The sequence below is a fragment of the Spongiivirga sp. MCCC 1A20706 genome (assembly GCF_046524175.1).
Lineage (GTDB): Bacteria > Bacteroidota > Bacteroidia > Flavobacteriales > Flavobacteriaceae > Spongiivirga.
Genome location: NZ_JBEFZF010000009.1, coordinates 13807 through 36734, shown reverse-complemented (window position 1 = coordinate 36734; position 22928 = coordinate 13807). Strand labels below are relative to the sequence as shown.

The following is a 22928-nucleotide window of genomic DNA, read 5'->3' as shown; positions in this document are numbered from 1 at the left end:
TCTATTTATAAAAACGCAAATTTTGGAACAGCGTCATTTACATCATCTTTATAATAGAGCAGCGTTTGGCATTTCACCTGAGGACTTCATTAGATTGCGCAATACACCACAAGATATTGTGGTTCGTGACCTATTCAGTGCATCAAAGACCTATAATCCATTACATATTCCCACTCCAAAAATCAATTCGTTAGTAGATGAAATGTTGAAAACTAGAAAGTTAAAGCGTTTACCTGTATTGATTAAAAAAAGTAGGATGAAACAAATAGAATTGAATCATGAATGGTTCATGAAAATGACATCTACCAAAACAATCCTCAGAGAGCGTATGGTTTTGTTTTGGACCAACCATTTTGTTTGCCGAGACAATAATATCTTGTTTATTCAACAGTATAATAATACTTTGAGAAAACATGCACTTGGAAATTTTAGGGATTTTCTTATTGCCGTTTCCAAGGAGCCTGCAATGCTTAATTACTTAAATAATCAGCAGAATAGAAAGTGGAGCCCAAATGAGAATTTCGCTAGAGAGCTTATGGAACTATTCACCTTAGGTCAGGGAAATTATACCGAAAATGATGTTAAGGAAGCTGCAAGAGCTTTTACCGGATGGAGACATAATGCTAAAGGAGAGTTTAAATTTGCAAAAAGGCAACATGACATAGGTCAAAAGACGTTCTTTGGGAAAACCGGATACTTCGTTGGAGAGGATATTATTGATATGATTCTTGCGCATCCTGCTTGTGCTCGGTTTATCTGTACCAAGCTTTACCGTTATTTTGTAAATGAACATGTTAACGAGGTTCATGTGAAAGAGCTCTCAGAGGTATTTAGAAAACGATACGAGATAGAAGAAGTGCTGAACTACATGTTTACCATAGAGTGGTTTTATGATGGTAAAAATATCGGGTCTAAAATTAAATCACCATTGGATTTTTTGGTGGGAATAGCGAGGGTAGTTCCTTATTCTTTTAACAACCCAAAACAACTTATTTATGTGCAAAAGCTATTGGGGCAAATACTATTTCTGCCACCCAATGTTGCTGGTTGGCCCGGAGGAAAAAATTGGATAGATGCAAATACATTAATGACACGGTTAATGTTACCGTCGGTGTTGTTAAACAATGGTAGTATTGCCTTTGATGTAAAAGGAGAATTTGAAGACAAGGCAGAACAGTTTGAAAAAAATAAAAATTTTAACCGAAAGCTGTCAATCAATAAAAACTGGGATACGTTTCAAAAGCACTTTAGGGCTTTTTCCAAAGAAGAGCTGGTCCTTTTTTTAATTGGAAATTCACTAAATGAAGAAACTAGGCAATTTTTAAATTCGTTAGAAGATGAATCAAAAAAGAACTTTTGTGTCCAACTAATGTCACTGCCGGAATATCAACTTTGTTAAATAAATGTGTCATGAAAAGGAGAACATTCATACGAAATAGTGGATTAGCAAGCGGTACATTATTTATTCCCAGCTTTCTAAAATCAAGTGATGTTTTTTTAAAGGGCGCTAGCAGTGATAAAAAACTTGTCATTATTCAATTGTCTGGCGGTAACGACGGATTAAACACTTTGGTGCCATATACTAACGATATTTACTATAAAAACAGAAAATCAATAGCGCTAGTCAAAAACAACATAATTCCAATTAATGATGAACTTGGATTGCATAGTAGCATGAAAGCTTTTAATGCTTTGTATGATGCTGGCTATATTTCTATTATACAAAATGTAGGATACCCAAACCCAAACCGATCACATTTTCGTTCAACCGACATTTGGCAAACCGCGAGCAATGCAAATGACTACCTACAAACGGGTTGGGTTGGTCGTTATTTGGATGAGGTAAGTAAGTCACCTCTAGGTGCTATTGAGGTGGATGATACGTTATCATTATTGCTAAAAGGAGAAAATGTCAATGGTCTTGCGACTAAAGACGCGCGTTTGTTTTATAAGGTAACTCGTAATACGTATTTTGGTAATGCACTTAAATATCAAACCGATCCACATTTAAGCGAACATAATCTTGGCTATTTATATAAAACAATGATTAGTGCAAAATCTTCCGCATCTTATATTTATGAAAAGACAAAAACCAATAAAACCAATCAGGAATATCCTGCAAATGTATTTGGCAAACAATTAAAAACAATATCAAATTTCATCAATTCGGGCTTAACTACTCAAATTTATTATGCATCCCTTGGTGGCTTCGATACACATGCCAATCAGCCAAATCGACAGGCTCGTTTATTAACGCAGTATTCCGAAGGACTATCAACCTTTGTTAATGATTTGAAAAGCAAGGGCGCATTTAAAAATACGTTGATCTTAACGTTTTCTGAGTTTGGTAGAAGGGTAAAACAAAATGCAGCTAGAGGTACCGACCATGGGGCTGCTAATCTTGTATTTTTAACTGGCGAAAGCTTAAAAAATCCAGGGTTGTTTAATACTCCTGCTAACCTACTTGACTTAGATAAAAATGGAGACATTAAATACGAAATAGACTTTCGGGAAATTTATGCTACCATTCTAGAAAACTGGTTAGGCGTAGCATCTTCCAAGATCATTTCAGAAGACTTCAAGCCCCTATCGATTATTTAGTTAAGTTGATTGATGTAATTCTCGGATACCAGATGTAAATGAGGTCGATGATTTTTCATTTAAATGTTTGTTAAACAAGTTTCCGTTGTGTTTTGAGTGACGTATATTTAGGGACGATGAAAACCTATTTGTACCTTTTAGTACTTGTGCTTGTTTACAGTTGCGCTAACAAAACAGAAAAAGAAGTATCGGAAAGCAGTGAGGAGATTTCATCTACTGCATCAGTGCATGATAGCAAAAACCAGACAATTCCATTTTATTCATTTGAAGAATTTGAAGCGAGACTGGGTCAGCAAGATGATAAAACCTATGTCATTAATTTTTGGGCTACCTGGTGTAAACCTTGTGTAAAAGAACTCCCATATTTTGAAAACTTGAATGCAGCTTATAAAGACAAAAATGTAGAAGTACTATTGGTGAGTATGGATTTTTTGCAGCATATAGAAACAAAGCTGATTCCCTTTATTGATAAATACGATATACAGTCAGAAGTGGTGGTATTAGATGATGCCAAAAGTCATAAATGGATACCAAAAATTGACGAAGCGTGGTCCGGAGCCATACCCGCCACCGTAATATATAATAAAAATGTGCGAAAGTTCTATGAGCGTTCGTTTACTTATGAAGAGCTAGAAGCCGAAGTCCAACAATTCTTAAATTAAAAACCTATGAAATTCTTTAAACTCTTTTTTGCTGTAGTAGTTATTGCTGCTGTTAGCGCATTTGCGATTAACACCAAACCCTTAGTTAATGGTTATAAGATTGGTGATTACGCCACAGATTTTGAACTGAAAAATGTCGATGGTAAGATGGTGTCTCTTGCTGATTTTCCTGACGCAAAGGGATACATAGTCATATTTACCTGTAATACTTGTCCATATTCGGTGGCCTATGAAGACCGTATTATCGCACTTGATAAGAAGTATAAAGAGCTAGGATATCCTGTGATTGCGATTAACCCCAATAACCCTGAGGTAAAACCGGGAGATGATTTTGCCGCTATGAAGGTGCGAGCAAAAGAAAAAGGCTTTACGTTTCCTTATCTATTAGATGAAGGACAGAAAATTTATCCTAAATACGGTGCTACCAGAACACCACATGTTTTCGTTTTACAAAAAACAAATAAAGGGAACAGAGTACGTTATATAGGCGCTATTGATGACAGCTCAAGAAATGCTAATAATGTAGAAGAAAAATTTGTCGAAGATGCTGTTAATGCCTTGTTGGAAGGGAAAGAGGTGCCATTGGCAACTACAAAAGCTATTGGCTGTACGATAAAAGTTTAAAACAAATGATAATTGTTCGTTTAGTACTATTTCTTTTAATAGGCACAAGTTTTGCAATAGCACAGCAGAAACCAACTTTTAAAATAGATACTTCGGCAATAATTGATAGAGCATCTAAAAGGCAATTCAACTTACTGCATTGGAAAAACCTGGATTTCCTCTTGGATGAAATTAAGAAAAACCCGAATAGCGATTTTGTTTTGCAGGAAACTGATGTAGAACAAAATATACCGAAGGACAATATGCCAGTCCATGAACCCCAAGGGCACTTTAAGTTCAGAGTTTTTGAAGTAGACAGTACTAAGAACTATTATTTAAGGATTATTAAAGTAAAGTAATCACTGCGGTTTTTTATTTTTACTGTATAAATAGAATTGTATACAATGGATTTAACACAAGACGATTGGTCGAGCAAATTAGGAGCAGATACAAATGCAGTAATTTTAGATGTAAGAAGCGAAGAAGAAGTCGCAGAAGGTTATATACCCAATGCTCAAAATATTGATATTCGTCAAGGACAAGGTTTTATTGATGGTCTAAACGAGTTAGATAATAGTAAAAACTATTATGTGTATTGCCGTAGTGGGGCACGCAGTGCTCAGGCTTGTCAGATCATGAATCAAATGGGCTTTAATACAACTTACAATTTACTAGGTGGTATTTTAGAATGGGAAGGGGAGACCGTTACCCCATAATACCACGGCACTTTATTTTTTTTTGAAATTTATGATTGGAGTGTTAATGCGCTAATCCAGTTCGTCGATTACCCTTAGAAAAGTTTCTGGCTCTGGTCGTACCCGATAATTATCCGTTAAATCAGCAAAAATTATCTTGTTTTTAGTGTCTGTTATAATAACGGTTGGCATTACAGTATCACTATCATATCCTAGTGCTTGAAATCCTGCAGGGATCCCATTTTCTGAAAGAATACCGAGTTGTTTAGCGGCTTTATTTCTAGCATCAACCATAAATTCAAAACCTACGTTAAATTTCTTAGCTAATTTTTGGGTGTATTGATGAGGTTGAGGACTCACCAGCACCATTCGTATATTTCTAGACTCCAACTCTTTGTATTGTCCAGCAACTTCTTTTATCTGCGCCATACAAAGTGGGCACCAGTTTCCTCTATAGAATATAAAAATGGTAGCCTTACCCAAATACGAATCTGAGTGCACCACCTGTTTATCGGTGTTTTCTAAGGAGAACTTTTTTAATTTTTCGCCTACCTTAATAATGCTGCCTTTTTGGCGATTATTGAAAACTGAATACCACCGCAAATAGGCGATCCATAGGACTGAAAGTAAGCTCGGTAAGATTAAATTTTGATTTTCTACACCTTCATAAAAAGCGCCTGCTACTGCTATAAAATATCCAATAATTATTGGAAGGGTATATGGTAGAACAATGGAATCGGTCCTGGGTCTTTTGGTGATGAATAATCCGCTAAAAAATCTAACAATTGCGCCGGCAATGATCGCCTGTCCTAGTAGAACAAAGGAAAAATCAACAATTCCCTGATAAATGGTATATACTAAAAGCGCAAGAGCGATTAATGGGAAAACACTAATAAAAACCGACTTTAATTTACCTTCCATATTTTTGATTAAGATGAAATGGGTTTCTTAGTCTTTACTTTTTAAGTAAGTTTACAAGTTGCACTTTAATTGGTGATTATGAAAGAAGATTTTCTTCACTATTTATGGAAACATAAGAAATTTGATCTAAAAAGCTTAAAAACTACAGATGATTTAGTGGTAGCAATTAAAGCGGTTGGGGAACATAATCTTCTTAGCGGTCCGGATTTTTTTAATGCAGTAATTAGAATTGATAATCAGCTTTGGGCCGGTAATGTTGAAATTCATCTAAAATCGTCCGATTGGTATGCGCATCATCATGAAAATGATCCAGCCTATGATAACGTAATTTTGCATGTGGTATGGACACATGATACTGATGTTTACAGAAAAGATAATACTACCATTCCCGTTTTGGAGTTATCTAATTATGTAGATGAATCATTGCTTATCAGCTACCGTATATTGTTAGATTCATCGAAGCAATGGATTAATTGTGAAAACGAAATTTCTCAAACTGATTCTTTTTTAATACGAAATTGGCAGGAGCGATTATATATCGAACGATTGGAGACCAAGGCGGAGGTTATTTTCAATCTATTAAAATCATCAAATAATGATTGGGAGGCTGTTTTATTTAAAATGCTTGCCAAAAGCTTCGGTTCTAATGTTAATGGGGAGGCTTTCTTAAGCATTGCTAGCTCGGTTGATTTTGGTATGATACGCAAAGTAAGGTCTAATCCAATTGCATTAGAAGCGTTGTTGTTTGGTCAGGCAAGTTTACTTGATGAAGATATTGAAGACCATTACCATTATCGATTGAAGGAACGATATAAATTTTTAAAGAATAAGTTCAAACTTAACAATCAGGGGGTATTGCCTGTGCAATTTTTTCGTTTAAGACCTAATAATTTTCCCACTATTCGGTTATCGCAATTGGCAAGTTTATATGTCAACAATGACTCCCTATTCTCAAAAATTATTGACATCGAAACTAAAGAAGATTTTTATAGACTCTTATCAGTTCCTGCCTCTTCTTATTGGAATTCACATTATACCTTTAATAAGGAAACAAAGGGGAGGTCCAAAAAACTAAGCAAGTCTTTCATTGATTTGCTATTGATCAATACCATAATTCCACTTCAATTTTGCTATGCTAAATTTCAGGCAAAACAATCAACTGATGTAATTTTGAGTTTGATACAAGAAATTGCGGTAGAAAAAAATGCCATTGTCGATCGCTATAAATCATTAAAAGTTCCCGCTGAAAATGCATTGCACTCGCAAGCACTGATTCAGCTTAAAAAAGAATATTGTAATCGTAACCACTGTTTACAGTGCGCCGTTGGTGCCAGTTTGCTTGAGTAGTCAAAGTTTAAGGTGAATCAAAAATCAGTTAGATAATTCACTCCAGAAAGCACATTAAATATGCTAAGGCTCGGCTTAAAATCCAATTATTTATAAATATAATGCCTTATGGGCTTGTCCTTAAGTCGCGCACTAATCCCTTTTTTATATTTTTGTTTCTATGCAATTATTTTATAACCTTCTGTATTTTTTTCAAAAGCATGGCTATGAGGTATGCCAACGTATTGCAGACCGGTTAGGAATGCGTGCCAAGGTGGTTCGTATATCGTTTATATATGTCACTTTTGTTACTTTAGGTTTTGGTTTCGCATTGTATTTATTTATTGCTTTTTGGATGCGTATAAAAGACCTTGTTTATTCAAAACGAACTTCAGTGTTCGATCTTTAATGTATGTTTAAGCTCTTTAGGTCAAAATTTACCATAGCAATATCACTCTTAATTACCATTTATTTAATTGGGGTTATAGGGTATCGATATATATCCGGATTTGGGTGGATAGATTCTATGTTCATGACCATGATAACGGTTACTACCGTAGGATTTTCTACCGTGAAAGAGCTGGACCCTGCGTCAAAAATATTTACAATTTGCCTAATTGTAACAAGCGTTTTTATCTTCGGTTATGCGATTACTGTAATTACCGAGTATATTTTTAGTAGGACCAATTCCATTCTTATAAAAAAGAAAAAAATGAAAAGACAAATTGATCAATTACGAGGTCATGTAATCGTATGTGGTTATGGCCGAAATGGGAAACAAGCCGTACACAAACTAATGTCTTACGGTAAGGACTTTGTTGTTGTCGAAATGGATAAAGGTCTGGTAGAGCGATTTGAGGATGATAATATTCTTTTTGTAAACGGGAATGCTAATGAAGATGAAATTTTATTAGAAGCAGGTATTGAACGCGCACATTGCATGATCACTGCTTTGCCTAAAGATGCTGATAATCTTTTTGTCGTACTTTCTGCACGACAACTCAATAAAGACTTAACGATTATAAGCAGAGCATCTGAAGACACCTCTTATAAAAAATTAAAACTAGCAGGTGCTAATAATGTGATTATGCCAGACCGAATAGGAGGTGATCATATGGCTTCTTTAGTGGTTGAACCCGGTTTGGTTGAATTTATTGATAACCTAACCATGATGGACCATGGCGATCTTACCAATATTGAGGAAGTAGCCGTTGCAGACATTTTTGAAAAAAACAATGGAAATTCGACTATTCGGGATATTGATCTTCGTAAGCGTACAGGTTGCACCATTATTGGTTTTAAAAAACAAGATGGTTCTTACATCGTGAATCCAGAAGCGGATACTATTTTGGAACCCGATAGCAGTATAATTGTACTCGGTAGGCCTGAGCAAATAAAAGCGTTGAACAAAATGTACCAATTATAGCATTGTATATTTAACTGCCAAAATTTGGAAGTATGCTGTTATTTTTAGGATATTGGCACGCAGTTTTAATTAAACTAACAAAAACTTAACACAAACATCAAATTATGAAGAAGCAGCTTCTAGCACTATTTTCTTTGCTTTTACCCTTATTAACTTTTGCACAAGAAACCGAAGAAAAAGGTCTCGATCAACGCATCGACGAAGGCTTTAAACCAGTATCAGATTTCTTCTCGGATGTGATTTTCTTTGAAGTTTTTGGAACACCGTTTGTACTGATTCTTCTCGTTGCAAGTGCCGCTTTTTTCACAATATATTTTGGTTTTCCAAATATTAGATTTTTTGGTAAAGCCATCAATGTCGTACGAGGTAAGTACGATGAATTGGATCATCCTGTTTCTGAGCCAATGTATGGCGATTCTACACCAGGTGGCGATGCCATTGAAACCATAAGAGATGAAAGTAAAGAAGGAGAAGTTTCGCATTTTCAGGCACTGGCGACCGCAGTTTCAGGTACTGTAGGTAATGGTAATATTGCAGGTGTGGCATTGGCGATTGCATTAGGTGGTCCTGGTGCAACATTTTGGATGATTATTTGTGGTTTACTAGGGATGTCTACCAAATTTGTTGAGTGTACCCTTGGTGTTCAGTACAGAGATGTAGGTGAAGATGGTACTGTTTACGGAGGACCTATGTACTATATAAGTAAGGGGCTTAAAGAACGAGGCTTTGCCATGTTTGGTAAAATTGCAGCGGTAATATTTGCGATTTTCTGTATTGGCGGTTCTTTTGGTGGTGGTAACGCAGCGCAATCGAATCAAGCTACAGTTGTGTTGAAAGAACTTTTAGGTTTAGAAAGTACTGGTGCTGGTTTCTGGATTGGTGTTGTTTTAGCGATATTGGTCGGAATCATCATCATAGGTGGTATTAAGCGTATTGCTTCAGTTACTGAAAAAGTAGTGCCATTTATGGCAGTGATGTATATAATTGCTTGTCTGTATATCATTTTTAGCAATTTCGGTTTGATCGATGATGCGGTTAGTTTAATTGTAACCGAAGCTTTCAATCCTAAAGCAATAGGAGTAGGTGGTTTTATAGGAGTGTTGTTAGTAGGCTTTAAGCGTGCGGCTTTCTCGAATGAAGCAGGTGCAGGTTCAGCTTCTATTGCGCACTCGGCAGTAAAAACTAAATACTCGGCTTCAGAAGGTTTGGTCGCTTTGCTAGAGCCATTTATTGATACCGTTGTTATTTGTACTATGACTGCCTTAGTGATCATTATTTTCAACTTTGGCGGTTTCTTTGAATATGGCGCCGATGTAAGCACTGATGGTAGTGGTGCTGTAATGATTGGAAATGAAATTGTTCAAGGTGCTGGTATTACTTCAAAGGCTTTTGCACAGTACATTCCTTATTCAAATATTTTCTTAACCGTTGCAGTTGTTTTATTCGCGGTTTCTACCATGATCTCATGGTCATACTACGGGTTACAGTCTTGGAAGTTTTTATTTGGAAGAGGAAAGACTGCGGATTTAGTGTATAAATTATTATTCTTAACATTTGTTATAATTGGTGCTGCTGCAAGTATGGGGTCTATCTGGAGTTTCTCAGATGCGATGATTTTCGCAATGGTATTTCCTAATATGGTTGGGTTATATTTCTTGTTCCCGGTTGTTAAAAAGCAGCTTCAACGATATTTGTCGGCTATAAAAGGCATGTAAGGCAAACTACTAATTCAAATAGTTCATTATGAAATCCCACTTCCAGTTCAATAAAAACGAACGAAGTGGGATTTTCTTTTTGATTCTTATTATCACTATTCTAGGTTTAATTTCCTGGTTTGTTGATTTTTCTTCGAATGAACCAATAACCGCAAGTGAAGAGGTCAATCGACTAAATCAACAAATCGATTCACTGGCTAAGTTGACTCCGCCTAAAAAAAGATATACCTATAATCCCAATTATATTGATCAAGACAAAGGATATCAAATAGGGCTTTCTCTTGATGAAATCAACAGATTATTGCAATATAGATTGGAAGGAAATTATGTGAATTCGGCAAAAGAGTTTCAGCAAGTAACGCTTGTTTCAGATGCTGTTTTAGAAGCAATAAAACAAGATTTTCGTTTTCCTGATTTTAAAAATACCAAGAAAAAATCAACGTCAGTTTCTAAAAAATCTAAAGTACCCATTGTGGTAAAAGACATGAATGCCGTTTCAGAAGAAGAATTAAAACAAATATCCGGAATAGGAGATGTGCTGGCTGCACGTATCATAAAGTTTAGGACCGCATTGGGAGGTTTTTTAATTGAAGATCAGTTGTATGATGTGTACGGGTTAAAACCAGAGATTGTCAATAAATTAAAAGAACGGTATGCGGTATTGACAAAACCGACCATAGAAAAGCTAAATATCAATGAAGTATCGGCTTATGACTTGTCATCACTTACCTATATTAATTATCCTCTTGCTAAACAAATAATAGCATATCGGGATTCGGTAGGAGGCTTTCAATCGATTGATGAATTAACAAAAATTCAAGGATTTCCGGTAAAAAAGATCAATAGAATTGGGTTATATTTGTTAATCAATTAAATTGATTTAAAATAGATCGCCCATGTACTTTACTGAAGAGCATAATGCATTTCGTGATAGTTTAAAAGACTTTTTAAAACGAGAGGTCGTTCCGCATATTGAAAAATGGGAAGAGACGGGAAGTATAGACCGTTTTATCTGGGAGAAATTTGGGGAGATGGGCTATTTTGGTCTTGCATATCCTGAGGAATATGGCGGCTTGGATCTTGATTTTTTCTACACGGTAATTTTGTTAGAAGAACTTCAAAAAATAAATTCTGGAGGTTTTGCAGCTGCTATTTGGGCACATGCCTATTTAGCAATGACACATTTAAAGGCCGAAGGAGATCATCATATAAAGCAAAAGTATTTAGCGCCAAGTATAGAGGGAACAAAAATCGGTTGTCTTTGCGTAACTGAACCTTTTGGCGGGTCGGACGTTGCAGGAATGCGATCAACAGCGGTTAAGCAAGGAGATCACTACCTTTTAAACGGATCGAAAACCTTTATTACCAATGGTGTTTATAGTGATTATTTGGTTGTAGCGGCTAAGACGGCTCCTGAATTGGGTAATAAAGGGATAAGCATTTTTGTGGTTGACAGGGAAAGCAAAGGTTTGTCTGCAACTAAACTAGATAAATTAGGATGGCGTGCTTCAGATACCGGAGAAATTGCATTCGATAATGTAAAGGTTCCTTTAGCGAATTTGATGGGTGAGGAGAATAAAGGCTTTTCGTATATCATGCAGCACTTTGCTTCAGAGCGATTAATTATGGGTATAAATGCCCATGCGCGATCTGAGTGGGCTATTGAGTATACACTAGATTATATGTCACAACGTACTGCTTTTGGTACTACTATCGATAAATTTCAGGCATTAAGGCATACCATTGCTGAACATGCTGCAGAGGTTGCTGTGTGTAAAGAGTTTAATTATGCCACAGCCAAAAAGTTAGATGAAGGTGTTTATGCGGTTAAAGAAGCAACGATGTCTAAACTAATATCAACTAAGGTAGCTGATAAAATAGCATATGATTGCCTGCAGTTTTTAGGAGGATATGGATATATGGAAGAATATCCTATGGCTCGATTACTTCGTGATAGCCGATTAGGCCCTATCGGTGGAGGCACTTCTGAAATACTTCGCGAGATCATTGCTAAGATGATTATTGATAAGAAAGAGTATAAGCCACCGGTGGTTGATAAAAAGGAGTTGGCAAGTAAATGAGTGTTTAGAAATAAAAGGAGGTCAAACTTTTTTAAAAATTATTCGTTTTTAGTTATTGGTTTTTAATTATAAGTGTATCTTTGCCGCCTAATATTAAAGAAAGGAGGTGGTTATCTTATGTTAATAATACCAATAAAAGAAGGAGAAAACATCGATAGAGCGCTAAAGCGTTTCAAAAGAAAATTTGATCGTACAGGAACTATGCGTCAACTACGCTCAAGAAAGCAGTTCACAAAGCCTTCTGTAGTAAGAAGAGCCCAGATTCAAAAAGCCCAGTACATTCAGGGTTTAAGAGACCAAGAAGACATTTAGTCTAGTACGGTTCTTAATTTTAAAGTTCGATCCTTCTCTTATTAGGATCACAACATATATAATCCGCCAGCATTTGCTGGCGGATTTTTTTGTGTAAGCTCTTTTCATTTTTAAAATGTACCTTTATAATCACAGCATACTATTCGTTAAACCCAGTTTCAATGTCGTTTGATAAAAAACGAATAGCTTTAGAACAAATGTCAAAGCTTTTAAATTCATTTCAAGATTATCTTCAACTCGAAAAAAACTATTCGACACATACTCTAAAGGCCTATTTAAAGGATCTTGAAGCTTTTTCTCAGTACTGTATAGAAGAATTTGAGATTGCTGATATTAGTGAGGTTCACTATGTACAAATCCGAAGTTGGATCGTTGCATTAGTAGATCAGGGGATATCAAACAATAGTATTAATAGAAAAATAGCATCGCTAAAGGCGTATTATAAGTTTTTATTAAAAATTAAGCAGATTGATGTTAATCCGCTTGCAAAACATAAGGCTTTAAAAACGCCAAAAAAAGTACAGGTTCCTTTTTCTAAACAAGAAATGAACGTGATTGATGTTAGTTTTTTCAGTGATGATTTTAGTGGACTTCGTGATAGGCTGATTATTGAATTGCTGTATGGCACGGGAATGCGTCGGGCAGAATTGGTAAATCTCACCCTTAATGATATTGACCAGAGTAACCGTCGGTTAAAAGTGCTCGGCAAGCGTAATAAAGAGCGTTTTATTCCAATGTTAGAAAGTCTTATAATATTGATTGACAATTATTTAAGCAAGCGAAATGAAATATCCACAACCAATTCAGGTAATTATTTGTTACTTACTAATAAGGGGTTAAAATTATACGACACGCTTGTTTATCGGGTAATAAATACCTATTTTAGTAAGGCATCTACCAAAGCAAAGAAGAGTCCTCATATCTTGAGACATACATTTGCGACTCATATGCTAAACCAAGGTGCGGATTTAAATGCTGTTAAAGAATTATTGGGGCATGCAAGCCTCGCTTCTACACAGGTGTACACGCATAATAGTATGGAAGAGCTAAAAAAAACATACTTCGCTTCGCACCCAAGAAATAAGAAGGGGTAATTCTTATCAGTTTTTGTCTAACCACTAAAAATGCTTCATATGCAAGTAAACACTCATTCAGTAAATTTTACCGTAGACAGAAAATTAGTTGCTTTCATCCAAAAGCGAATGGACAAGCTAGAAAGTTTTTATGACCAAGTCATTAATTCTGATGTGTATCTTAAAGTTGAAAATACTAGTGAAAAAGCGAATAAAATTGTCGAAGTTAAAGTTGCGGTTCCTGGTGATGAATTTATGGTTAAAAAAACCTGTAAATCATTTGAAGAAGGTATCGATATGGCAACAAGTTCATTGGGTAGAGTGTTATTAAAACGAAAAGGAAAATTAAGAGCTTACATTAGGCAATAATTTTTTTCAATTTTGTTTTGTTTAAAATAAAATTTATCTACATTTGCAGTCCGTTAGAAATAGCGGACTTTTTTATGGCTAAAAAGTAACAAAAAGCCGATGTAGCTCAGCTGGCTAGAGCAGCTGATTTGTAATCAGCAGGTCGTGGGTTCGAGTCCCTCCATCGGCTCTAAAAAATTGAAATTTTTAGATCATTTTTTTGATCAAAAAGGGTTCATTTGTTTATTGAAAATACCAAACGGGGAGATACTCAAGCGGCCAACGAGGACAGACTGTAAATCTGTTGGTTTTTACCTTCGCAGGTTCGAATCCTGCTCTCCCCACCACTTAAATTCAGGATGAAGAATTCTGATTTAAAAATGCGGGAGTAGCTCAGTTGGTAGAGCGTCAGCCTTCCAAGCTGAATGTCGCCGGTTCGAACCCGGTCTCCCGCTCTAAATTCCTGCGAAGGCAGGAATCTCATGCCAGTTTGCTGGTTGAGAAAGTAAACACTTTACGCCGACGTAGCTCAGGGGTAGAGCGTTTCCTTGGTAAGGAAGAGGCCACGGGTTCAAATCCCGTCGTTGGCTCAAAAAAAAGTAAGCCTGTTTTATTGCGGGTGACGAGGGTTCAGGCTACCCTCAATTGTCGTTTCTGATAATTGCTTAGTCTGGCAACAACGATTAGTAAATTAAGAACACTAATATATTTTAACTAAGATTAAATAATTTAAAATCATGGCAAAGGAAACTTTTGATCGTTCCAAACCGCACCTTAATATTGGTACTATTGGACACGTAGATCACGGTAAAACTACTTTAACTGCCGCTATTACTAAGGTATTAGCAGATGCTGGTCTATCTGAGGTGAGAGACTTCGATCAGATTGATAACGCTCCTGAAGAAAAAGAAAGAGGTATTACTATTAATACGTCTCACGTTGAGTATCAAACTGCGAACCGTCACTACGCGCACGTTGACTGTCCAGGTCACGCGGATTACGTAAAGAACATGGTAACTGGTGCTGCTCAAATGGATGGTGCTATCTTAGTAGTTGCTGCTACTGATGGTCCTATGCCACAAACACGTGAGCACATCCTTCTTGGTCGTCAGGTAGGTATTCCACGTATCGTTGTTTTCTTGAACAAAGTTGACATGGTTGATGATGAAGAGCTTTTAGAGCTTGTGGAAATGGAAGTTCGTGAGCTTTTAAGCTTCTACGAATATGACGGAGACAACGGTCCTGTTATTTCTGGTTCTGCGCTTGGTGCTTTAAATGGTGAAGGAAAGTGGGTTGATACTGTAAAAGAACTTATGGATGCTGTAGATACTTGGATCGAGCTTCCTAAGCGTGATGTTGATAAAGATTTCTTAATGCCAATTGAAGACGTATTCTCTATTACAGGTCGTGGTACAGTAGCAACTGGTCGTATCGAGACTGGTGTAGCTAACACAGGTGACCCTGTTGAGATTATCGGTATGGGTGCTGAGAAGTTAACTTCTACTATTACTGGTGTTGAGATGTTCCGTAAGATTCTTGATAGAGGTGAGGCTGGAGATAACGTTGGTATCTTATTAAGAGGTATTGAAAAAACTGATATCTCTCGTGGTATGGTAATCACTAAGCCCGGTTCTGTAACTCCTCATGCTAAGTTTAAAGCAGAGGTTTATATCCTTAAAAAAGAAGAAGGTGGACGTCACACTCCATTCCATAACAACTACCGTCCTCAGTTCTACGTACGTACTACTGACGTGACTGGAAACATTGCGCTTCCAAGCGGTGTTGAAATGGTAATGCCTGGTGATAACTTAACAATTACTGTTGAGCTTATACAGCCAATTGCAATGAATGTTGGTCTACGTTTTGCTATCCGTGAAGGTGGTAGAACTGTAGGTGCTGGTCAGGTAACTGAAATTCTAGACTAATATCTCGTTAAGAGATTGAGTGTATAAAGTAAGGTGTCCCGATGTAAAATCGGGATGCCTTTCTAAGTAAATAAAGTTGGGTTGGTTTCTCTTTAGATTCCAACCTTATTTACGGGTTTAGCTCAGTTGGTAGAGCACTGGTCTCCAAAACCAGGTGTCGGGAGTTCGAGCCTCTCAACCCGTGCTATAGCTAGGCTATCAAAGCATAACAAAATAATAGTATTGAACTAATGAGCGTGATTACATATATAAAAGAATCGTTTGAAGAGTTGAAAAACAATGTTACATGGACCCCATGGGCTGAGGCGCAACGTTTAACAGTGGTTGTAGCTGTTTTTTCAATCATCTTCTCGTTATTCGTTTGGATTGTAGATATGGCGTTTGGTGATTTGATTAGTGGTGGTTTGATCGAAGCGTTTATTAACGGAGATGTTGAGATTACAGGATCCCATATTAGAAATGTGATCATTCTCGCAATCATTGCTTTTGTTATAGCAACACAAACCACAAAAAAGAAGTAAGAAGATGGCAGAGGTAGGTGTTAAAAAATGGTATGTTGTTCGAGCAGTTAGCGGGCAAGAAAATAAGATAAAAAGTTATATCGAAAATGAAATCACACGCTTAGGTTTGGGTGATTTTGTTGAAGAGGTGCTAGTGCCAACTGAGAAGGTGGTGCAAATACGTAATGGTAAAAAGGTGAATAAGGAGCGTACTTATTTTCCTGGATACATTATGATTAAGGCTAATTTGAGTGGTGAAATTCCTCATATTATCAAGTCTATTACTAATGTTATTGGTTTCTTAGGGGAAACAAAAGGCGGTGATCCTGTACCATTAAGACAATCAGAGGTAAACCGTATGTTAGGTAAAGTTGATGAGTTAGCTGTACAAACTGATAGCGTTGCAATACCATTTGTAATGGGCGAAACTGTTAAGGTAATTGATGGGCCATTCAATGGATTTAATGGTACGGTTGAAAAAATTAATGAAGAGAAGCGCAAGTTAGAAGTGATGGTGAAGATTTTTGGTCGTAAGACACCGCTTGAGCTTAGCTACATGCAAGTAGAAAAAATATAATTGTTACATAGTTATATAGGTAGGTCGCTCTAGCTTCCAAATATGAGGGGCATACCAATCTAAATTTAGTAAAATGGCAAAAGAAGTTGACAAAGTAGTTAAATTACAAGTTCGGGGAGGTGCTGCGAATCCGTCGCCACCGGTTGGACCCGCTTTAGGTGCTGCTGGTGTGAACATTATGGAGTTCTGTAAGCAGTTCAATGCTAGAACTCAGGACAAACCGGGAAAAGTACTTCCGGTTGTGATCACCGTTTACAAAGACAAATCATTTGAATTTGTAATCAAAACAGCCCCTGCAGCAGTTCAGCTAATGGAAGCAGCTAAGATTAAAAAAGGATCTGGCGAACCAAACCGAAAAAAGGTAGCTAGCGTAAGCTGGGACCAAGTGAAAGCAATTGCAGAAGATAAAATGGCAGATTTAAATGCCTTTACTATCGAGTCTGCTATGAGCATGGTTGCCGGTACAGCAAGATCAATGGGACTTAAAGTTTCAGGTCCTAAACCTTTTTAATCTAGAAAAGAAAAGACAATGGCAAGATTAACAAAGAAACAAAAAGAAGCCAGAGCAAAAGTTGATAAAAATACGTTGTATTCTGTCGAAGATGCTTCCGCTTTGGTTAAAGAAATCACCAATGTAAAGTTCGATGCTTCTGTTGATGTCGCTGTGCGTTTAGGAGTTGATCCGCGTAAAGCAAATCAAATGGTGCGTGGTGTGGTAACATTACCACATGGTACCGGTAAGGATGTAAAAGTACTTGCATTAGTAACACCTGATAAAGAAGCAGATGCTAAAGAAGCAGGCGCTGACTATGTTGGCCTTGATGAGTATCTAACTAAAATTAAAGGTGGTTGGACAGATGTTGACGTAATTATCACCATGCCTAGTGTAATGGGTAAATTAGGTCCTTTAGGTAGAGTGTTAGGTCCTCGTGGTTTAATGCCGAACCCAAAGACTGGTACTGTTACTATGGATGTGGCTAAAGCAGTAAAAGAAGTTAAGGCTGGTAAAATTGACTTTAAAGTTGATAAAACTGGTATTGTACATGCTTCAATTGCTAAGGCTTCGTTTAGTGCTGATAAAATTGCAGGTAACGCGCACGAGTTGTTATCAACTTTAGTGAAGCTAAAACCTTCTACAGCAAAAGGTACTTACATTAAAAGTATATTCATGTCTAGTACAATGAGTCCAGGTATCGCGATTGATCCTAAAACAGTTTAATTGGTAGTTTAAGATTTAGTAATCATGACAAGAGAAGAAAAATCACAAGTAATTAATGACTTAACTGCGCAGTTAGCTGATAATGCGAATATCTATTTAGCAGATATTTCAGGATTAGATGCAGACACGACTTCAAAATTACGTCGTGCATGTTTTAAAGCTAATGTAAAGTTAGCCGTAGTTAAAAACACCTTGCTTGCAAAAGCAATGGAAGCTTCTGACAAAGATTTTGGCAACTTACCAGAAACATTAAAAGGAAATACTTCTTTAATGTTATCGGAAGTAGGTAATGCGCCTGCGAAAGTGATTAAAACATTTCGTAAAAAATCAGAAAAGCCTTTATTAAAAGGTGCTTTCGTAGAAGAAGCAATTTTTGTTGGTGACGACCAACTTGATACCCTTGTAGAAATTAAGTCTAAAGAAGAGTTGATTGGAGAAGTTATTACCTTACTTCAATCGCCTGCTAAAAATGTTATCTCTGCACTTAAAGGTAGTGGTAGCAAGCTTTCAGGTATTCTTAAGACCTTATCTGAAAAAGAGGGTTAATAAAATAGTACGCACTTAGATTAAATTATATTTTAAAAATTACAAAAACGATAGAAATGGCAGATTTAAAAGATTTTGCAGAACAGTTAGTTAACTTGACAGTAAAAGAAGTTAATGAGTTAGCTGATATTTTAAAAGAAGAGTACGGTATCGAGCCTGCAGCTGCGGCTGTAGCTGTTGCTGCTGGTGGCGCTGCTGCTGGTGGTGAAGCTGCTGAAGAGAAAACTGAATTCGACGTAATCCTTAAAGCCGCTGGTGCTTCTAAATTAGCTGTAGTAAAGCTAGTTAAAGAACTTACTGGTTTAGGTCTTAAAGATGCAAAAGGTTTAGTTGATAATGCTCCATCTCCAATTAAGGAAGGTGTTGCTAAAGACGAAGCAGAAGGACTTAAGTCTTCTTTAGAAGAAGCAGGAGCAGAGGTTGAGCTTAAGTAAGCTCGGCCAACGCCAATAGATTTTGGTTTAGGCCTTTTCTCGACGACAATCGGGATAAGGCCTAAACCCTTTTACGTATAAGAACGTTTCTTGTACGGCATTTTTTTCATTGTAATCAAAATATTGTCCATTGATGTTCAAAAATCAGACTGAAAGAGTAAACTTCGCCTCAGCCAAGAACACGCCGGCTTACCCGGATTTTCTTGACATTCAGATCAAATCGTTTCAGGATTTCTTCCAATTAGAAACTAAATCTGAACAGAGAGGTAATGAAGGTCTTTATAATACCTTCATGGAGAACTTCCCAATTACGGACACCCGTAACCAATTCGTCCTCGAATTTATTGACTATTTTGTTGATCCGCCTCGCTATACTATTCAAGAGTGTATTGAAAGGGGATTAACCTATAGTGTGCCACTTAAATCACGCCTAAAATTATACTGTACTGATCCTGAACATGAAGATTTTGAGACGATCGTACAAGATGTGTATCTTGGTGTAATACCTTATATGACACCTTCTGGTACCTTTGTGATCAATGGTGCAGAGCGTGTGGTAGTATCTCAGTTGCACCGATCTCCGGGTGTATTCTTTGGTCAGTCATTCCACGCCAATGGAACCAAGTTGTATTCTGCCCGTGTTATCCCATTTAAAGGATCATGGATTGAATTTGCAACAGACATCAATAGCGTAATGTATGCGTATATTGATCGTAAGAAAAAATTACCTGTAACAACACTTTTCCGTGCAATCGGTTTCGAGCGCGATAAAGATATTCTTGAAATTTTTGACCTTGCAGAAGAGGTGAAAGTTTCAAAAAGTGGACTCAAGAAAGTGCTTGGTCGACGATTAGCTGCTCGTGTATTGAAAACATGGCATGAAGATTTCGTTGATGAAGATACAGGAGAAGTAGTATCGATTGAACGTAATGAGATCGTTCTTGATCGTGATACTGTTTTAGAGAAGGAACATGTTGATGAAATCGTCGATGCTGATGTTAAGATCATCCTTCTTCATAAAGAAAACTCACAACAAGGTGATTACGCAATTATTTATAACACCTTGCAAAAAGATCCTACCAACTCTGAAAAAGAAGCGGTAGAGCATATTTACCGTCAGCTTCGTAATGCTGAACCACCAGATGAAGAAACTGCTCGTGGAATAATCGACAAGTTATTCTTCTCTGATCAGCGTTACAATTTAGGTGAGGTAGGTCGATACAGAATGAACAAAAAGTTAGGACTTGATATTGGAATGGATAAGCAAGTGCTAACGAAACTTGATATTATTACGATCGTAAAGTATTTGATCGAATTAATCAACTCTAAAGCGGAGATTGATGATATCGATCACTTATCTAACCGTCGTGTACGTACTGTTGGTGAGCAACTTTCATCACAATTTGGTGTTGGTCTTGCACGTATGGCGCGCACTATTCGTGAGCGTATGAACGTTCGCGATAACGAGGTATTTACTCCAATCGACTTGATTAATGCGAAGACACTTTCGTCTGTAATCAATTCGTTCTTTGGTACCAACCAGCTATCTCAGTTTATGGATCAAACAAATCCACTAGCAGAGATTACTCATAAGCGCCGTTTATCGGCTCTTGGTCCGGGTGGTTTATCTCGTGAGCGTGCTGGTTTTGAGGTACGTGACGTACACTATACACACTACGGTAGACTTTGTCCTATTGAAACTCCTGAAGGTCCAAATATTGGTTTGATATCCTCACTTGGAGTGTTTGCGAAGGTAAACTCAATGGGATTCTTAGAGACACCATATCGCGAAGTAAAAGATGGTGTTGTTAATACTGCGGAATATAAGTATTTAAGTGCTGAAGAGGAAGAAGGAAAACGAATCGCGCAAGCGAATATTCCTCTAAATGAAAAAGGTAAAATAGATGCTGATCGCGTAATTGCACGTGAAGAAGGTGACTTCCCAGTGGTAGATCCGTCTGAAGTACATTATACAGATGTGGCTCCTAACCAGATCGCTTCTATTTCGGCTTCGTTAATTCCGTTCTTAGAGCATGATGATGCGAACCGTGCATTGATGGGATCGAACATGATGCGTCAGGCCGTTCCGTTATTACGTCCTGATTCCCCAATTGTAGGTACTGGCCTTGAAAGACAGGTAGCGTCAGATTCTAGAGTATTGATCAATGCTGAAGGCGATGGTGTTGTTGAGTATGTAGATGCTAATATGATCACTATTAACTACAACCGTAGTGATCGTGAGCAGTTAGTAAGCTTCGATGGCGATAGCAAGAGCTACAACTTAATCAAGTTTAGAAAAACAAACCAAGGTACTTCGATTAACTTAAAGCCGATTGTTGCTAAAGGTGACAAGGTGAAAAAAGGTCAAGTATTATGTGAAGGGTATGCGACACAAGCTGGTGAACTAGCATTGGGTCGTAACATGAAAGTAGCATTTATGCCTTGGAAAGGATATAACTTTGAGGATGCGATTGTGATCTCTGAAAAAGTGGTTCGCGATGACATCTTTACTTCTATTCATATTGATGAATATTCGTTAGAAGTTAGAGATACCAAATTAGGTAATGAAGAGTTGACCAATGACATACCAAACGTTTCTGAAGAGGCAACAAAAGACCTTGATGAGCATGGTATGATTCGTATTGGTGCCGAGGTAAAACCTGGTGATATCTTAATAGGTAAGATTACTCCTAAGGGTGAATCCGATCCTACACCGGAAGAAAAATTACTTCGTGCGATCTTTGGAGATAAAGCTGGTGATGTAAAAGATGCTTCGTTAAAAGCTTCTCCTTCATTACGTGGTGTTGTAATCGATAAAAAATTGTTTGAAAGAGCAATTAAAGACAAGCGCAAGCGAGCTCAAGATAAGGAAGATATTGCAGCGCTTGATATGGCATATAATTCTAAGTTTAACGAGCTACGTAATACACTTATTGATAAGTTGTTTAGCATCGTTAACGGAAAAACATGTCAAGGTGTTCAAAATGATTTAGGCGAAGAAATTCTTCCGAAAGGAAAGAAATTTACCTTAAAAATGCTGAACGCAGTAGACGACTATAATCACCTAACAGGTGGTGTATGGACTACTGATAGTGATGCAAACGAATTGGTAGCCGATTTAATTCACAACTACAAGATCAAAGAAAACGATCTTCAAGGTGCATTACGTCGCGACAAGTTTACCATTTCAGTGGGTGATGAACTTCCTTCAGGAATCATCAAGCTTGCAAAAGTGTATATCGCTAAAAAGAGAAAACTAAAAGTAGGAGATAAAATGGCGGGTCGTCACGGTAACAAAGGTATTGTTGCTCGTATCGTACGTCAGGAAGATATGCCATTCTTAGAAGATGGTACTCCGGTTGATATCGTGTTGAACCCATTAGGGGTACCATCACGTATGAACATTGGTCAGATTTATGAAACCGTATTAGGTTGGGCAGGTCAAAAAATTGGTAAGAAGTTCGCTACTCCAATTTTTGATGGTGCTTCACTTGACGAGATCAACGAATTGACTGATGAAGCTGGTATTCCACGATTTGGTCACACCTATTTATATGATGGTGGTACTGGTGATCGTTTTGACCAACCTGCAACAGTTGGTGTGATCTATATGTTAAAATTAGGTCACATGGTTGATGATAAGATGCACGCACGTTCTATCGGACCATACTCCTTAATTACGCAACAACCATTAGGTGGTAAAGCACAGTTTGGTGGTCAGCGTTTTGGTGAGATGGAAGTTTGGGCTCTTGAAGCCTACGGAGCGTCGAGCACATTACGTGAGATCTTAACTGTTAAATCGGATGATGTTATTGGTCGTGCCAAAACATACGAAAGTATTGTAAAAGGCGAGGCAATGCCAGAACCTGGTTTACCAGAATCATTTAACGTACTAATGCACGAACTTAAAGGTCTTGGTTTAGATATCAGACTAGAAGAGTAAGCACGTACATGGAGTATCACA

Annotated in this window: 23 protein-coding genes, 5 tRNA genes and 1 pseudogene; 28 read left to right on the top strand and 1 reads right to left on the bottom strand. The window is 37.3% G+C overall.

What is annotated here, in order from left to right:
- Positions 1-22 precede the first annotated feature (22 nt).
- The 6 genes from ABN763_RS17405 (at position 23) to ABN763_RS17380 (ending at position 4582) form a co-directional block, all read left to right on the top strand.
- Positions 23-1399, top strand: a complete 1377-nt coding sequence (locus tag ABN763_RS17405) for a DUF1800 family protein (protein WP_410486775.1) — start codon at positions 23-25, stop codon at positions 1397-1399.
- A gap of 11 nt (positions 1400-1410) precedes the next feature.
- Entirely contained in the window at positions 1411-2601 is a 1191-nt protein-coding gene (locus tag ABN763_RS17400) for a DUF1501 domain-containing protein (RefSeq protein ID WP_410486774.1), read from the top strand.
- Positions 2602-2717: 116 nt separating this feature from the next.
- Positions 2718-3263 carry a TlpA disulfide reductase family protein gene (locus ABN763_RS17395; RefSeq protein ID WP_410486773.1) on the top strand — a complete coding sequence of 182 codons (546 nt, stop codon included), beginning with the start codon at positions 2718-2720 and terminating at the stop codon, positions 3261-3263.
- A 6-nt stretch (positions 3264-3269) separates the two neighbouring features.
- On the top strand, positions 3270-3887 hold the full coding sequence (locus ABN763_RS17390) for a thioredoxin family protein (RefSeq protein WP_410486772.1): 618 nt from the start codon (positions 3270-3272) through the stop codon (positions 3885-3887).
- Between the two features lie 5 nt (positions 3888-3892).
- Entirely contained in the window at positions 3893-4225 is a 333-nt protein-coding gene (locus ABN763_RS17385; RefSeq protein ID WP_410486771.1) for a hypothetical protein, read from the top strand.
- Between the two features lie 45 nt (positions 4226-4270).
- Positions 4271-4582: a rhodanese-like domain-containing protein gene (locus ABN763_RS17380; RefSeq protein ID WP_410486770.1), complete on the top strand. Its 312-nt coding sequence runs from the start codon at positions 4271-4273 to the stop codon at positions 4580-4582.
- Between the two features lie 51 nt (positions 4583-4633).
- Here the strand turns inward: ABN763_RS17380 and ABN763_RS17375 are convergent, their stop codons facing one another.
- On the bottom strand, positions 4634-5482 hold the full coding sequence (locus ABN763_RS17375) for a peroxiredoxin family protein (protein ID WP_410486769.1): 849 nt from the start codon (positions 5480-5482) through the stop codon (positions 4634-4636).
- Positions 5483-5560: 78 nt separating this feature from the next.
- On the opposite strand from ABN763_RS17375, the gene ABN763_RS17370 reads away from it, so the two are divergent.
- The 22 genes and pseudogenes from ABN763_RS17370 to rpoB all read left to right on the top strand — a co-directional run bounded on the left by ABN763_RS17370 (position 5561) and on the right by rpoB (position 22907).
- Positions 5561-6829 (top strand): DUF2851 family protein, encoded by a 1269-nt coding sequence (locus ABN763_RS17370; RefSeq protein WP_410486768.1) that lies wholly within the window; start codon positions 5561-5563, stop codon positions 6827-6829.
- 160 nt (positions 6830-6989) lie between these two features.
- Entirely contained in the window at positions 6990-7217 is a 228-nt protein-coding gene (locus ABN763_RS17365; RefSeq protein WP_410486767.1) for a PspC domain-containing protein, read from the top strand.
- A gap of 3 nt (positions 7218-7220) precedes the next feature.
- Positions 7221-8234 carry a potassium channel family protein gene (locus ABN763_RS17360; protein ID WP_410486766.1) on the top strand — a complete coding sequence of 338 codons (1014 nt, stop codon included), beginning with the start codon at positions 7221-7223 and terminating at the stop codon, positions 8232-8234.
- Positions 8235-8338: 104 nt separating this feature from the next.
- Complete coding sequence (locus tag ABN763_RS17355) at positions 8339-9949, top strand: alanine/glycine:cation symporter family protein (protein WP_410486765.1); 1611 nt, start codon at positions 8339-8341, stop codon at positions 9947-9949.
- A gap of 28 nt (positions 9950-9977) precedes the next feature.
- Complete coding sequence (locus ABN763_RS17350; protein WP_410486764.1) at positions 9978-10823, top strand: ComEA family DNA-binding protein; 846 nt, start codon at positions 9978-9980, stop codon at positions 10821-10823.
- Positions 10824-10845: 22 nt separating this feature from the next.
- Positions 10846-12030: an acyl-CoA dehydrogenase family protein gene (locus ABN763_RS17345; RefSeq protein ID WP_410486763.1), complete on the top strand. Its 1185-nt coding sequence runs from the start codon at positions 10846-10848 to the stop codon at positions 12028-12030.
- Positions 12031-12147: 117 nt separating this feature from the next.
- Positions 12148-12342, top strand: a complete 195-nt coding sequence (gene rpsU, locus ABN763_RS17340; protein ID WP_410486762.1) for a 30S ribosomal protein S21 — start codon at positions 12148-12150, stop codon at positions 12340-12342.
- Between the two features lie 161 nt (positions 12343-12503).
- The gene (locus ABN763_RS17335) at positions 12504-13436 is read left to right on the top strand and encodes a tyrosine-type recombinase/integrase (protein WP_410486761.1); all 933 of its coding nucleotides are present in this window, start codon (positions 12504-12506) and stop codon (positions 13434-13436) included.
- Positions 13437-13475: 39 nt separating this feature from the next.
- Positions 13476-13784 carry a ribosome hibernation-promoting factor, HPF/YfiA family gene (gene hpf / locus ABN763_RS17330; protein ID WP_410486760.1) on the top strand — a complete coding sequence of 103 codons (309 nt, stop codon included), beginning with the start codon at positions 13476-13478 and terminating at the stop codon, positions 13782-13784.
- A gap of 95 nt (positions 13785-13879) precedes the next feature.
- Positions 13880-13953 (top strand) — tRNA-Thr (locus ABN763_RS17325).
- A 71-nt stretch (positions 13954-14024) separates the two neighbouring features.
- Positions 14025-14110, top strand: a tRNA-Tyr gene (locus ABN763_RS17320).
- A gap of 35 nt (positions 14111-14145) precedes the next feature.
- Positions 14146-14218: transfer RNA gene (locus ABN763_RS17315), tRNA-Gly, on the top strand.
- 63 nt (positions 14219-14281) lie between these two features.
- A tRNA-Thr gene (locus tag ABN763_RS17310) sits at positions 14282-14353 on the top strand.
- Between the two features lie 147 nt (positions 14354-14500).
- A complete protein-coding gene (gene tuf, locus ABN763_RS17305; protein ID WP_410486759.1) occupies positions 14501-15688 on the top strand; it encodes an elongation factor Tu in 1188 nt (395 codons plus the stop codon).
- A 111-nt stretch (positions 15689-15799) separates the two neighbouring features.
- Positions 15800-15872: transfer RNA gene (locus tag ABN763_RS17300), tRNA-Trp, on the top strand.
- A gap of 46 nt (positions 15873-15918) precedes the next feature.
- Positions 15919-16083: pseudogene (gene secE / locus ABN763_RS17295) on the top strand (preprotein translocase subunit SecE); the annotation flags it as partial.
- 130 nt (positions 16084-16213) lie between these two features.
- A complete protein-coding gene (gene nusG, locus ABN763_RS17290; protein ID WP_410486758.1) occupies positions 16214-16765 on the top strand; it encodes a transcription termination/antitermination protein NusG in 552 nt (183 codons plus the stop codon).
- Between the two features lie 73 nt (positions 16766-16838).
- Complete coding sequence (gene rplK, locus ABN763_RS17285) at positions 16839-17276, top strand: 50S ribosomal protein L11 (RefSeq protein ID WP_410486757.1); 438 nt, start codon at positions 16839-16841, stop codon at positions 17274-17276.
- 18 nt (positions 17277-17294) lie between these two features.
- Positions 17295-17984: a 50S ribosomal protein L1 gene (gene rplA / locus ABN763_RS17280; protein ID WP_410486756.1), complete on the top strand. Its 690-nt coding sequence runs from the start codon at positions 17295-17297 to the stop codon at positions 17982-17984.
- Between the two features lie 24 nt (positions 17985-18008).
- On the top strand, positions 18009-18530 hold the full coding sequence (rplJ, locus tag ABN763_RS17275) for a 50S ribosomal protein L10 (protein WP_410486755.1): 522 nt from the start codon (positions 18009-18011) through the stop codon (positions 18528-18530).
- Positions 18531-18586: 56 nt separating this feature from the next.
- A complete protein-coding gene (gene rplL / locus ABN763_RS17270) occupies positions 18587-18964 on the top strand; it encodes a 50S ribosomal protein L7/L12 (RefSeq protein WP_410486754.1) in 378 nt (125 codons plus the stop codon).
- A gap of 133 nt (positions 18965-19097) precedes the next feature.
- Positions 19098-22907: a DNA-directed RNA polymerase subunit beta gene (rpoB, locus tag ABN763_RS17265; RefSeq protein ID WP_410486753.1), complete on the top strand. Its 3810-nt coding sequence runs from the start codon at positions 19098-19100 to the stop codon at positions 22905-22907.
- Positions 22908-22928 lie beyond the last annotated feature (21 nt).